Source organism: Acidovorax sp., assembly GCF_046314175.1.
Taxonomy (GTDB): Bacteria; Pseudomonadota; Gammaproteobacteria; order Burkholderiales; family Burkholderiaceae_C; genus Acidovorax.
In genome coordinates, this window is record NZ_JBKBXG010000019.1 from 22,713 (window position 1) to 35,548 (window position 12,836).

The 12,836-nt window shown below is 63.4% G+C and carries 13 protein-coding genes; 6 read left to right on the forward strand and 7 right to left on the reverse strand.

Annotated elements, in window-relative coordinates; translation table 11 throughout:
- The first annotated feature begins 5 nt into the window (after window positions 1–5).
- The 6 genes from ACK4OE_RS07455 (at window position 6) to ACK4OE_RS07480 (ending at window position 7,215) form a co-directional block, all read left to right on the forward strand.
- The gene (locus ACK4OE_RS07455; protein WP_409884103.1) at window positions 6–545 is read left to right on the forward strand and encodes a penicillin-binding protein activator LpoB; all 540 of its coding nucleotides are present in this window, start codon (window positions 6–8) and stop codon (window positions 543–545) included.
- Between the two features lie 18 nt (window positions 546–563).
- Window positions 564–1,943 carry a PelD GGDEF domain-containing protein gene (locus tag ACK4OE_RS07460; protein ID WP_409884057.1) on the forward strand — a complete coding sequence of 460 codons (1,380 nt, stop codon included), beginning with the start codon at window positions 564–566 and terminating at the stop codon, window positions 1,941–1,943.
- The gene (locus ACK4OE_RS07465) at window positions 1,936–2,952 is read left to right on the forward strand and encodes a hypothetical protein (RefSeq protein WP_409884058.1); all 1,017 of its coding nucleotides are present in this window, start codon (window positions 1,936–1,938) and stop codon (window positions 2,950–2,952) included. The genes ACK4OE_RS07460 and ACK4OE_RS07465 overlap by 8 nt, the downstream gene beginning before the upstream one ends.
- The gene (gene pelF, locus ACK4OE_RS07470; RefSeq protein WP_409884059.1) at window positions 2,949–4,493 is read left to right on the forward strand and encodes a GT4 family glycosyltransferase PelF; all 1,545 of its coding nucleotides are present in this window, start codon (window positions 2,949–2,951) and stop codon (window positions 4,491–4,493) included. Before ACK4OE_RS07465 ends, pelF begins: the two co-directional genes overlap by 4 nt.
- A gap of 1 nt (window position 4,494) precedes the next feature.
- On the forward strand, window positions 4,495–5,868 hold the full coding sequence (pelG, locus tag ACK4OE_RS07475; RefSeq protein WP_409884060.1) for an exopolysaccharide Pel transporter PelG: 1,374 nt from the start codon (window positions 4,495–4,497) through the stop codon (window positions 5,866–5,868).
- Between the two features lie 171 nt (window positions 5,869–6,039).
- A complete protein-coding gene (locus ACK4OE_RS07480; RefSeq protein ID WP_409884061.1) occupies window positions 6,040–7,215 on the forward strand; it encodes a spherulation-specific family 4 protein in 1,176 nt (391 codons plus the stop codon).
- Between the two features lie 89 nt (window positions 7,216–7,304).
- Here the strand turns inward: ACK4OE_RS07480 and hisA are convergent, their stop codons facing one another.
- From hisA to ACK4OE_RS07515, 7 genes are all read right to left on the reverse strand, one after another.
- Window positions 7,305–8,051 carry a 1-(5-phosphoribosyl)-5-[(5-phosphoribosylamino)methylideneamino]imidazole-4-carboxamide isomerase gene (hisA, locus tag ACK4OE_RS07485; RefSeq protein ID WP_409884062.1) on the reverse strand — a complete coding sequence of 249 codons (747 nt, stop codon included), beginning with the start codon at window positions 8,049–8,051 and terminating at the stop codon, window positions 7,305–7,307.
- 64 nt (window positions 8,052–8,115) lie between these two features.
- Window positions 8,116–8,784, reverse strand: a complete 669-nt coding sequence (hisH, locus tag ACK4OE_RS07490; protein ID WP_409884063.1) for an imidazole glycerol phosphate synthase subunit HisH — start codon at window positions 8,782–8,784, stop codon at window positions 8,116–8,118.
- A gap of 52 nt (window positions 8,785–8,836) precedes the next feature.
- Window positions 8,837–9,472: an imidazoleglycerol-phosphate dehydratase HisB gene (hisB, locus tag ACK4OE_RS07495; RefSeq protein ID WP_409884064.1), complete on the reverse strand. Its 636-nt coding sequence runs from the start codon at window positions 9,470–9,472 to the stop codon at window positions 8,837–8,839.
- On the reverse strand, window positions 9,469–10,590 hold the full coding sequence (hisC, locus tag ACK4OE_RS07500; protein WP_409884065.1) for a histidinol-phosphate transaminase: 1,122 nt from the start codon (window positions 10,588–10,590) through the stop codon (window positions 9,469–9,471). Before hisC ends, hisB begins: the two co-directional genes overlap by 4 nt.
- A complete protein-coding gene (locus ACK4OE_RS07505; protein ID WP_409884066.1) occupies window positions 10,587–11,039 on the reverse strand; it encodes a PIN domain-containing protein in 453 nt (150 codons plus the stop codon). Before ACK4OE_RS07505 ends, hisC begins: the two co-directional genes overlap by 4 nt.
- A gap of 14 nt (window positions 11,040–11,053) precedes the next feature.
- Window positions 11,054–11,278, reverse strand: coding sequence for a CopG family transcriptional regulator (locus ACK4OE_RS07510; RefSeq protein ID WP_409884067.1), 225 nt, complete (start codon window positions 11,276–11,278; stop codon window positions 11,054–11,056).
- A gap of 70 nt (window positions 11,279–11,348) precedes the next feature.
- Window positions 11,349–12,797, reverse strand: coding sequence for a PLP-dependent aminotransferase family protein (locus tag ACK4OE_RS07515; protein ID WP_409884068.1), 1,449 nt, complete (start codon window positions 12,795–12,797; stop codon window positions 11,349–11,351).
- Window positions 12,798–12,836: the final 39 nt, after the last annotated feature.

The window sequence follows — 12,836 nt, forward strand, 5'->3', positions numbered from 1 at the left end:
CTTCAATGCCCCTGATGAAAACACTGAAACGCGTGGCTTGCGCCATTGCGCTCACCGCACTGGCGGCGTGCTCCACCATGGATCGCGGCAAAGCCCCAGCCCTGCAGGCAGATGCCACCTGGACGGTCCTTCCCTTTGCCAACCACACCGAGACGCCCATGGCCGGCAACCGGGCAGAAAGCATTGCCGAGGCGCTTTTGCACGCCAAGGGTGTAGGCAAGGTCAAGCGCTACAGCGCCACGGCGCAGCAAGAGGCCCTGTTCGACTCGGGCGATACCAAGCGGCAGGACGACGCGCTGGCATGGGCGCGTGAACAGGGCATTCGCTACGCCCTCGCGGGCTCGGTGGACGAGTGGCGCTACAAGGTGGGGGTCGATGGTGAACCGGCTGCCGGCGTCACGCTGCAGATCATTGACGTGGCCTCGGGCGACGTGGTGTGGAGCGGCGCAGGCGGCAAAAGCGGCTGGAGCCGCGAGGCCCTCTCTGCCGTTGCGCAAAAACTGATCCGCGAACTGCTCAACTCCGGCCTGTCCGGGGCACGCTGAGGACTGGCTTTAGCAACCATGGCTAGCACTCCTTCCGATCCGTCCGAGCGCCCCCTGCCCGGCACCACTGCGCCTTCAGGCTCCGGGGCTCCAGCCTTCACGGGCTCGCCCCTGGGCAAGCTCACGGCCGTCGGTGATCGGCCGGTGATCGTCCTGATGGAGACGATCCTGGTGCCGCTGATCGCGGTGGTGCTGGGGTTTGCGCTCAATCCCGACGACCCGCTGGGCATTCATGCGGAGTTTCATTGGTCCTGGCTGGCACCCATCATTGTGGCGCTGCGCTACGGCCCTCTGGCGGGTCTGGGAGCAGCTGCCGTCCTGCTGGCTGGCTGGTTCCTGCTTAATCTGGGGCATGTGGAGCAGTTCCCACAGATCTTTTTTCTGGGTGGGCTCATCACTGTCATGCTGGTGGGGGAGTTCTCCAGCCTGTGGCGCGCTCGCACACGGCGTGCCGAGGCTGTGCAGTTCTACCTGGACCAGCGCCTTGAGCACCTGATCCGACAGTACTACCTGCTGCGCCTGTCGCACGACCGACTGGAGCAGGAACTGATCGGCCGCCCGATGTCGATGCGCGATGCGCTCAAGACGCTGCACGGCCTGGGCAGTAACCCCAATGACGCGCAGGTGCTGCTGCGCCTGCTCTCGCAGTACTGCCAGATCAGCTCTGCAGCCCTGTATACCGTGCGGGACGATCAGATAGAACCCCAACCGCTGGCCACGCTGGGCACACCGGTCGGCCTCATCAACACGGACCCGCTGGTTGTTCAGGGGCTGGAGACCCGCACCCTGTGCCACGTGGTACAGGCCACAGTGCGTGAGGAAGCCAGCCGCTATCTCGTGGCTGCGCCGCTGCTCGACATTGGCGGCGAGGTCTACGGCATTCTTCTCATCGATGACATGCCGTTTTTCTCGCTGCAGGATGAAAGCCTCCAGACCATCAACCTGCTGCTGGGCTACTACACAGATGGCCTGTCGACCCACGCCCTGGCGTCGCCCCTGCTCGCCGAAGCGCCGGACTGCCCACCCGAGTTCGCTTTCGAGCTGCAGCGCCTTTGGCGCATGCAGGAGAGCACTCGGGTTCCCAGCGTGATCGTGGCATTGGAGTTCAACCAGTCGGCCATCGACCGGGACCTGCCGCAGCAGTTTCTGCGCCTCAAGCGCCTGATGGACGAAACCTGGTGGATCTCCGGCCCACGCCGTCAGGTACTGGCTGTGCTGATGCCTTTGGGCGACGCCTCCACAGCCGAGGGCTTCATTGCACGCCTGGAAGGCTGGATGGACGGCAAGGAAGGCATGTCGCTGACCCAGGCCGGGGTGTATTCGCACCAGCTCCCGCTTGCGCAGGCCCAAGGCCCCCAAGCGCTTTTGCACAAGCTGCAACAACTCGCCAATGCTTAGTTCCAAACTGGGTCTGTGGGCCGTTTTGATGGAGCTTGGTGCATGGGCGGGTCCCGCGCTGCTGGATGGCAACTCTGAAGCCGCGCTTCTGAGCTATTTGCTGGCCCATGCGGCGGCCAGCGTGCTGCTTGCCTTGTTCACACTGCCATTGCTCGCCCCGCAGCAGGCGAAGCCGCGCGCCCCCATGCTGGCGCTGATGGCTGTGTGCAGCTACGTGGTGCCCATCGCGGGTTTTATGGGCGTGTTGGTCGGCGCATTGGTGCTGCGCTTTTACCGGTCTGCAGCCCATGTCGATGATTTCAGCTCGCTGCAATTGCCTGAGTTCGACCTGCATCAGCGCATGCAGAGCGGGTTCCGTCAGACAGGGCTGCGCGCTGTGCTGGGCAACAGCGACGTGCCCACCCGTTCGCGCATGCGGGCCATGGTGGCGCTGCAGCATGTCTCCGGGCGGATCTCGTCTCCATTGCTGCGCAACGTACTCAATGACTCCAGCGAAGACCTGCGCCTGCTGGCCTACGGCATGCTCGACAGCCTGGAACGCAACATCAGCCGCTCCATCGACCAGGAGCTGGATACGCTGCGCAAAGCGCAGGCCAGCGAAGGCAACGAGAAACTGGGGCCCATCGGCCTGCAGGCGGCAGAAAAGCTGTCTGCGCTGTACTGGGAGCTGGTGTACCAAAACCTCGCGCAAGGAGATATGCGCGACCACGCAATTCGCGAGTCACTGCGCTACTGCGAACTGGTTCTGGGCCAGCACCCGAACCACGCCCAGCACACCTTGCGCCGAGGCCAGCTGCTGCATGCCCTGGGACGCAACGACGAGGCGGCGCTGTCGTATGACCTGGCCCTGCAACAGGGCCTTCCGGCCACCCGCGTGCTGCCGTACCTGGCCGAACTGAGCTTCGCGCAGCGCGACTTTGAAAGAACCCGGCAACTGATGCAGCAACTCGACGAGTGGAGTTCTCTTCCCAAACTGCGCCCGGTCATCGACTACTGGAGTGCCCGATGACACATCCCAAGGCCGAACAGGCAGACATTGCCCTGCTGCTGGAAGGTACGTTCCCATACGTCAGCGGAGGCGTCTCGAGCTGGATCAACCAGATCATCCGGGCGTTTCCCGAGTACCGGTTTGCCATTATTTTCTTGGGCAGCCAGAGCCGGGACTATCCCAAGTTCAAGTACGAGCTGCCCGCGAACGTGGTGCATTTCGAGCAGCACTTTCTCTACGACCATCTTTCTGCCAACGACCTCCCGCACGCACGCGAGGGTGACAAAGCCACGTTCCAGGTTTTGCGCGACATCATCACCACGCTGCGCCAGGGCCATACAGAAACCGCCCTGGCACTGCAAATGCTGCGTGCCGTGACCCACGAGATGCTGCCCGGGGGCAGGTTTCCGCTGGAAGACTTTCTCTACAGCGAACAATCGTGGGAGCTGATCTGTGACACCTATCGCAGAGACTGCACAGATCCCTCGTTCGTAGACTATTTCTGGACCGTGCGCATCATGTTCCAGCCGCTGTGGACCCTGGCCCGGGTCGCCCACAGCATGCCTGCCGTGCGAATGTCGCACAGCGCCTCGACCGGGTATGCCGGATTTCTGGGGGCCTTGCTCCATGACACCCGTGGCATCCCCCTGGTGCTCTCGGAGCACGGCATCTACACCAAAGAGCGCCAGATCGACTTGCTCAAGAGCGAATGGATCCGCGACAACCGCAACATCTTCCAGCGCGACCCTACGGAGCTTTCGTATTTCCGGCAGATGTGGATCCGGCTGTTTGAGTGGCTCGGGCGGTACTGCTACGCGGCTGCTGACCCCATCATCGCGCTGTACGAAACCAACCGGCTTCGCCAGGTGCAGGACGGAGCCGATGCAGCTCGGACGTTCAACATCCCGAACGGAATTCAGCTGTCGCGCTTTGCGCCCATGCGTGCCAAGCGCACCGCTGAAACGCCTCCCGTTTTGTGCCTGATCGGGCGCGTAGTGCCCATCAAGGACGTGAAGACGTTCGTGCGGGCCATGCGACGCGTGGTCAACCAGGTGCCCAACGCGCAGGGCTGGATAGCGGGCCCCACAGAAGAAGACGCTGCTTATGCGCAGGAATGCCAGAACCTTGTGCGCAGCCTGGGGCTGGAGGAGCATGTGAAGTTCCTGGGCTTTCAGAAGGTGGAAGACCTCATGCCCAAGATCGGCCTGGTGGTGCTGTCGTCCATCAGCGAGGCCCTGCCCCTGGTGATTCTGGAGGGCTACGCCGCGGGCGTGCCCACGGTGTCCACCGATGTGGGATCGTGCCGGCAACTCATCGAAGGGTTGAGTGACGAAGACCGCGCCCTGGGAGCCAGCGGAAGCGTGGTCGGCATTGCAGACCCCCAGGCCCTGGCAGACGCCGCCATTGCACTGCTGGCCGACCCTGTGGAATGGCGGCGCGCCAGCGCGGCGGCCATTGCCCGGGTGGAGCGCTACTACACCGACACCATGATGTTTGACAGCTATCGCAAGGTCTACCGCCAGGCATTGCAGGACCGGACGGCCCGGCAGGAGACGCACTGATATGGCAGGTATCGGATTTGAACTTCGGCGCATGCTGCGCAAGAACACGCTGACGGGACTGATTCAGGCATATGCCTACGCAGGCGTGATTGGCTCGGGCCCATGGGTGTTCTCCATCATCGGCATCTTGCTGGTGGGTATCTTTAGCGCCAGCGTGGTGGTGCCCAACTTCCTGGTGACGCAGTTTCAGACATCGGTCACCTACCTGGTGGCATGTAGCCTGATATTGACCGGCTTTGTGCAGCTGGCGTTCACCCGATTCGTGTCGGACCGGTTGTTCGAGAAACAACGCGATCTCATCCTGCCCAACCTGCACGGCCTGCTGCTGATCGTGATGGTCTTCGCTGCAGTACTGGGCTCGTTGTCGCTGTTCGTGGTGTTCCCTGGCGAAAGACTGCTGTACCGCATGCTCATGCTGGCGGGCTTTGGCGTCATGTGTGGCGTATGGATACTTGCGATCCTCCTGTCGGGCATGAAGCGTTACCGCGCCATCACCATTTTGTTTGGGGGGGCCTACGCGCTGATCGTGGTAGCAGCCTTGCTTATGCGGCCCTGGGGCCTGGAAGGGTTGTTGGGCGGTTTTGTGCTGGGCAATTTTGTCCTCCTCACTGGCATGTGGGTGCTGGTGGTGCGCGAATTCAGCCCCCAAGGGCGTCTGATTGCCTTTGACTTTGCCCGCATGGAGTTGCTATACCCGTCTTTGATGCTGGTCGGCTTTTTGTACAACCTGGGCATCTGGGCGGACAAGTTCATGTTCTGGTACTTCCCGCCCACCTCCGACCCGATCATCGGCGGGCTGCGTGCGTCGCTGATCTACGACCTGCCGGTGTTCCTGTCGTACCTCTCCATCATCCCGGGCATGGCCGTTTTTCTGGTGCGCATCGAAACGGACTTTGTGGAGTACTACGACAAGTTCTACGATGCCGTGCGCAGCGGCGGATCGCTGGAATACATCGAGGCCATGCGCGACGAAATGGTGTATTCGATCCAGCAAGGGCTGGCAGAAATCGCCAAGATCCAGACGCTGGCCATACTCGTCACCTTTGTGGCCGGCCCGGCCGTGCTGGACGCCCTGGATATCTCACACCTCTATTTGCCACTTCTGCATGTGCAGGTGATCGGCGCAGGCCTGCAGGTGGGTTTGATGGCCATTCTCAACGTGTTTTTCTACCTGGACCAACGCCGCATTGTGTTGCTGCTGTGCGCAGAAATGGTGCTGCTCAACATCGCCCTGACCGCGCTGACCCAGTACCTGGGTGCCGCTTACTACGGCTATGGCTTTGCGGTGGCCATGCTGATCACGCTGTGCACAGGTCTGATACTGCTGACCCGCCAACTCAACCGGCTGGAGTACGAGACCTTCATGCTGCAGTGAATGAACAGGCAGCAAAGTGAAAAGTGAAGGGGCGGGTGCCACGGCTGGCACCCCCTTCATTTTTACCCGCAGGTGAACGGGTTTCAAAACTGGGCTTGGCAGGGTATGCAGCCCATGCGCTTCTGGCACACTGGACTGCATTGCCGTCCTTGGCCAAAGCGCCTCATCACCATGCATCGCCCTCCCAAAACACTCCTTCGTTCACTTGGTCTGCTTGGCGCAGCCGCCCTGCTGTCTGCCTGTGGCGGAGGAGGTGCAGGTACAGACGCCCCGGCCACATCGATACAAATCACAGTTGCCACGCCCACCAGCAGCGGCGGGGTGTTTGAGGTGCAGACACCCGTTGCGGTGCAAACCCAGGTTCAGATCAACGGTGCTGCCGCCGCCGATGGCACCCAGGTCAATCTATCGATGCCGGGCGGAGTTTTTTCTCCCGCATCCACTACCACGCGGAACGGAGTCGCCACCAGCTCCCTGACAGCGGCGACGCCCGGTGCCCAGACCATCACGGCCAACGCACAAGCCAACGGCACTTCGGCAAGCGCCACGCAAACCATATACCTTCGCCCCCTGCCCGCCAAGCTGGAAATTTTGGTTCCCGCGTACTTCGTCCCTTCGAGCGGCACGGGCTGGAGCCAGATGGCTGCTTCAGCCGCCGGCACACCGGGTGTGCGCATCACCGCCATCCTGAACCCCTCCAACGGCGTTTTCACCACGGCCAACGCCCCACTGCTGGGGGCAGCGCGTGACCTGGTGAGTTCAGGGGGTTCTGTGGTCGGCTACGTGTACACCCGCTACGGCAACGGCACGCGGTCGATGGCGGACATCAAGACCAACATCGACCGTTACCTGACCCTGTATGGCCGCGATGTGATCAGCGGTATTTTTCTGGACGAGATGGCTTCGGACGCACGCCAGATCGATTTCTACCGCGAGATCTACAGCTACATCAAGTCCAAGGACGCCACACTGCGCGTGATGGGAAACCCCGGAACAACCCCTGCCGAAGTGTTCGCTACTGTGGCCGATCTGCTGGTCACCTTTGAAGGCACTGCGGCCGACTACCAGAACTACGACCCGCGCAGCCGATCCGCCTGGCTCTATGCCCTGCCCAATGCGCGCCAGTCCGCGCTGGTGCACAACGCCGACACCTGCGCCGCAATGCAGGCCGCAGTGCGTTCAGCGGCGTCCGCCCGGTTCAATGCTGGCGTCGTTTATGCCACGGATCTGCGCTTCAACTTCAGCACGGGGGTGGGCAATCCGTGGGCCAGCCTGCCCACGTATTGGGCCTCGTTGGTGAGCACGGTACAAGCCGTCAACACGGGTTCGGCATTGCCGACCTGCTGAGCCGCAGCGGCAAAAAAGAAGGCCGGGTGAATCCCGGCCTTTTTACTGCCACGCACAAACTGAGTGTGGCAAATTGGACGGCTGGCTGTTCAGACAGCGTCGCCCAATTCATCAGCGCGGGCCTGCGCAGCAGCAAAATCAAGGTCACCCGAGTAGATTGCACGGCCGCAGATGACACCTTCGACGCCTTCGCTCTCCACCGCGCACAGTTGCTCGATGTCGGCCATGTTCGACAAGCCGCCCGAGGCGATAACGGGGATGCTCAGCGCCTGCGCAAGCTTCACCGTGGCGTCGATGTTGATGCCCGAGAGCATGCCGTCGCGGCCGATGTCGGTGTAGATGATGGATTCGACGCCCCAGTCCTCGAACTTCTTGGCCAGGTCCACCACTTCGTGGCCGGTGAGCTTGCTCCAGCCGTCGGTGGCCACCTTGCCGTCCTTGGCGTCGAGCCCCACGATGATGTGGCCGCCAAAGGCGCTGCAGGCATCCTTCAGGAACCCGGGGTTTTTGACCGCCGCCGTGCCGATGATCACGTAGCGCAGACCGCCGTCGATGTATTTCTCGATGGTATCCAGGTCACGGATGCCACCGCCCAGTTGCACCGGGATCTCTTCGCCCACCTCTTTGAGGATCGACTTGATGGCGGCGTAGTTCTTGGGAACGCCCGCAAACGCGCCGTTCAGGTCCACCAGATGCAGGCGACGTGCGCCAGCATCCACCCATTTGCGCGCCATGGCGGCGGGGTCTTCACCGAAGGTGGTGGATTGGTCCATATCGCCTTGTTTGAGGCGAACGCAGTGGCCGTCCTTGAGGTCGATGGCGGGAATGAGCAGCATGGTGATGGAGTTCGGGAAAAAAGGGCGAGACAGGGCTCGGCCCGAACGGGTGGATGTTAAAAAATCAAGGATTCCAGTGCAGAAAATTGCGGTACAGGGCCAGGCCGTGCTCCGCGCTTTTCTCCGGGTGAAACTGGGTGGCGAAAATATTATCGCGTGCAATGGCTGCGGCGAACAAACTGCCGTAGTCCGTTTGCCCTGCGCAATGGGCAGGATTTTGTGGCACAGCGTAGAAACTGTGCACGAAGTAGAAGTAACTGTTGTCGGGCACACCGGACCACACGGGATGCACGGAACCTGCATGGGGCACCTGCCGCACCTGGTTCCAGCCCATCTGGGGCACCTTGAAGCGGCTGCCGTCGGGCTGGGTTCGGCCTGCCAGGTCGAACTTGCGCACATCGCCGGGAATCAGGCCCAGGCCAGGTGTGTCCCCTTCGGCACTGTGGTCCAGCAGCATCTGCATGCCCACACACACGCCGAACATCGGCTTGGTGGCGGCGGCTTCGAGCACCGATTCCTGCAGGCCGGACTCGCGCAGCTCGCGCATGCAGTCGGGCATGGCGCCCTGCCCTGGCAGCACGATGCGCTGCGCGGCGCGCACGTCTTCGGGGCGCTGGGTGACGACCACGGTCCAGCCCGTGCCCTCGGCGGCGGCTTGCACGGCCTGCGACACCGAGCGCAGGTTGCCCATGCCGTAATCCACGACCGCCACTGTTTTTGCTTCCATATTCATAGCTACTAGCGCTTATCCATCAAGCGCTAGCGCCCGATTTGATCTAAAAATTTCACAAAGAACCCTTGGTGGAGGGAATCACGCCGACCGAGCGCGGGTCCCGCTCCAGCGCCGCGCGCAGCGTGCGCCCGAACGCCTTGAAGATGGTCTCGCACTGGTGGTGGGCGTTAATGCCCTTGAGGTTGTCGATGTGCAGCGTGACGCCCGCGTGGTTCACAAAGCCCTGGAAGAACTCGTACACCAGTTGTGTGTCGAGCTGGCCGATGCTGCCCGCCGTGAACTTCACGTCGATGTGCAGCCCCGGGCGGCCCGAAAAATCGACCACCACGCGCGACAGCGCTTCGTCGAGCGGCACGTAGGCATGACCATAGCGGCGGATGCCCTTCTTGTCGCCCACTGCACGCGCAAAGGCCTGGCCCAGCGTGATGCCCACGTCTTCCACCGTGTGGTGGCCGTCGATGTGCAGGTCGCCTTCGCAATCGATGTCGAGGTCGATCAGCCCGTGGCGGGCGATCTGGTCGAGCATGTGGTCAAAGAAGCCGATGCCGGTGTGCAGCTTGGCCTGGCCGGTGCCGTCGAGGTTGATGCGCGCAGTAATGCGCGTCTCGGCGGTGTTGCGGCTGACCTCGGCAATGCGGTCGGCCAGGGGATCGGTGGTCGTGGAGGTGACGAGTGCGGAGGAGGTCATAGGGAGGCTTGAAGTGCGGCCAGCATCTGCGCGTTATCGGAGGCAGCGCCCACCGTGAGACGCAGGCAGTTGGCCAGCATGGGGTGCATTGTAGAAACGTTCTTGACGAGGACCTTGCGGTTTTTCATGCCCTCGTAGGCACGGGCGGAATCAGCCACACGGATCAGCACCATGTTGGCCTCGCTGTCCCAGCACTTTTCGACCCCGGGCATCTGGCGCAGGGCCGCGACCAGCGTGGTGCGCTCGGCGCGGATCTCGGCAGCCTGGGCGGCAAACACCTCGGCGTGTTCCAGGGCAAATAGCGCGGCTTCACAGTTAAGCACGCTCACGTTGTAGGGCGGGCGCACCTTGTCGATCTCGCTCACTAACGCCGAGGGCCCGATGAGGTAGCCCAGGCGCACGCCTGCCAGACCAAACTTGCTGAGCGTGCGCATGAGCAGCACGTGCGCATTGCGCGCGGGCTCTGCGCGCATGCGGTCGATCCAGGTGCGGCTGGCAAAGGGTTGGTAGGCCTCGTCCATGACCACGATGCCGCCCTGCGCGCCAGCGGCGTCGATGATGCGCTGCACCGCGCCCTCATCCCACAGCGTGGCCGTGGGGTTGTTGGGGTAGGCGATGTAGGTGATGGCAGGCTGGTGCTGGGCGATGGCGGCCAGCATGGCGGGCTCGTCCAGCTCGAAATCAGGCGTGAGCGGCACGCCGACAAAATCCAGGCCCTGCAACTGCGCAGACAGCGGGTACATCACAAAGCCTGGCATGGGCGCCAGCATGGTGGCGCGTTGCCCCGTGCCGGGTTGGGCGCACGCCAAGGCCAGCAGGGTGATGAGCTCGTCCGAGCCGTTGCCCAGCACGATGCCGTAGCCCTCAGGCATGTCGGCGTATTTGGCCAGGGCAGCCTTCAGGTCAGCAATGCGATCACCCGGGTAGCGATTCAGTGCCAGCGCGCCCAGGCGCTGGCCCAGCGCGGCCTGCAGATGCGCGGGCAGGCGGAACGGGTTCTCCATCGCGTCCATCTTGAGCATGCCGGTGGAGGGCTGCACCACATAGGAGTGCATCGCACGGACGTCGGGGCGGATGCGGGCCAGGGCTTGCAGGGGAGACGATGCAGGAGTAGTCATTCGGCAGTGTCCAGTTCTGAGGGTGCAACAAGGAAGGGGTTGATGGGACGCACGGCGTCCAGGGGCTCGCCATGCGGCAGGGCTTCAGTTAGCAGGTAGCGGCAGCCCTGCTGGTGGGCGGACGAGAGGATGAGCGCGTCCCAATAGCTCAGGCGGTAACGGTCCTGCAGGTCCCAGGCGCCGTCCACGGTGTACGAATCGAGATGTGGCGGCAACCAAACCCGCAGGCGGCGCACCTGAGCGCGCACCTGTTGCAGCACGTGCGGGCCGTCAAAACGCTGGATGGCCTGGTTGTACAGCTCGTTGAGCACCTGCGAGCTGATGCGGCCGCTGCGCGTCTGCCAGCAAAAACTGATCCATTCGCGGGCCCGCGCCTGGCGATCTGCATCGCGGTCGTCCACGCTGGCGAGCAGGATTTCGGTATCGACAAAAATGGGGACGGTGCTCATGGGGTTTCCACCATTCAGCGCAGAAACAGCGTTTCGCGGGGCACATACGGGCCGGTGGATACGCCCCAGGATTCAAAGCCCAGCGCCTCGCGCATCGCCTGGGCGTAGGCGTCTTCCTGGCGCATCTTTTCGGCCAGCCATTCACCCAGCAGGCGCGACACGCTGCTGCCGCGCTTGGCGGCCTCCACACGCACCCATTCGGCTACGGTGTCGTCCATGGTCACGGTGATGTTTTTCATGGGATAAATACTACACGAACTTCGTGCAACACGAAATTCGTGTGGAAAAATTTGACTCGATGCGGGGCGACTACGCCGCCTGCCGCTGGCTTTGCAACATCTGCGTGGCCATGTCGCCCACGGTGCGCAGCGCCTCCAGGTGGGCGGGCGACCAGTCGCCCCCCACCCCGATGCGCAGGCAGTTGCGAAAGCGCCCGCTGGTGCTGAACACCGTGCCCGGTGCGATCAGTATCTGTTTGGCCAGGCAGGCTTCGTGCAACTGCACCGAATCGAGCGCGCGAGGCAGCTCCAGCCACATCAGCAAGCCGCCGGGTGGGTCGCTAACCCGCGTGCCCTGCGGGAAGTGCGATGCGATCACCCGGCGCGCCTCGTCCATGCGCGCCGCGATGCCCGCGCGCAGCTGGCGCATGGCGGCGGCATGACCCGCCTGGGTGATGAGGTCTGCCAGCGCCAGCTCCAGCACGGCCGACTGGCCGCCTGCCTGCAGGTCCTTGATGGCGCGCAGCTTGTCGGCCCAGCGCCCCGCCTCCAGCCAGCCCAGGCGCAGTCCCGGCGCCAGCGTCTTCGAGAACGAGTCGCACAGCATCACATGGCCGGTGGTGTCGTACGACTTGACGGTGCGGCGCATCTCGTCCACTTCGACCAGGTCGTTGTAGATCGCATCTTCGATCACCGCCAAACCATGGCGCGCCGCCATCTGCGCCAGGCGCTTGCGTTCGGCCTGCGGCATACAGCTGCCCAGCGGGTTGCTGAGCGTGGGGACGATCATCACTGCCTTGACCGGCTGGGTGTCCAGCGCCAGCTGCAGCGCGTCAAGCGACAAACCGTGGCGCGGGTGCGTGGGGATCTCCAGCGCCTTGAGGTGCAGGCCCTGCAGTACCTCCAGAAACGAAAAATGCGTGGGCGACTCCAGCGCCACCACGTCGCCCGGCTGCGTCACTGCGCGCAGGCACAGCGCAATGGAGTCCATGCAGCCGCCGGTGATCACGATGTTCTCGGGGTCCAGGCTGCAACCCATGCCGACGGCGTAGCGCGCCAGGGCCCGGCGCGCATCCTCGTGCCCCGCCGACGTGGGGTAGGTGCACAAAAGATTGCGGTGGCGCTGCGCGGCACGCACCACGGCGCGGCGCACCCGGTCAGGGTTGAACAGCTCGCAGCCCGGTGTGCCGCTACTGAAGGAGATCATGTCCCCGGGCTGGTTGCGCCCCAGGATACGCTGGCCCAGCCAATCCACCGACACCTCGCGCGGGCGGCGCAGGGGGCGGGGTGTGCTGGGCTCGGGCAGGCTCACCGGGCGCGCCGCCACAAAGAAGCTGGAGCGCGGGCGCGCGGTGATGAGCCGTGCGTCTTCAAGCCAGTGGTAGGCCTGCACCACCGTGGTCTGCGCCACCGCATGCTGGCGAGCCAGCTCGCGCACCGACGGCAGCTTTTCGCCGCGCGCCAAGGTGCCATTGCGGATCAGCTGCGCGAGTTGCTCGGCAATCTGCAGGTACAGCGGGGGTGCATCATCGGTGGCCATGCTGCATTCTGTACTGGCACTTTGAGAATTTGACAGTAC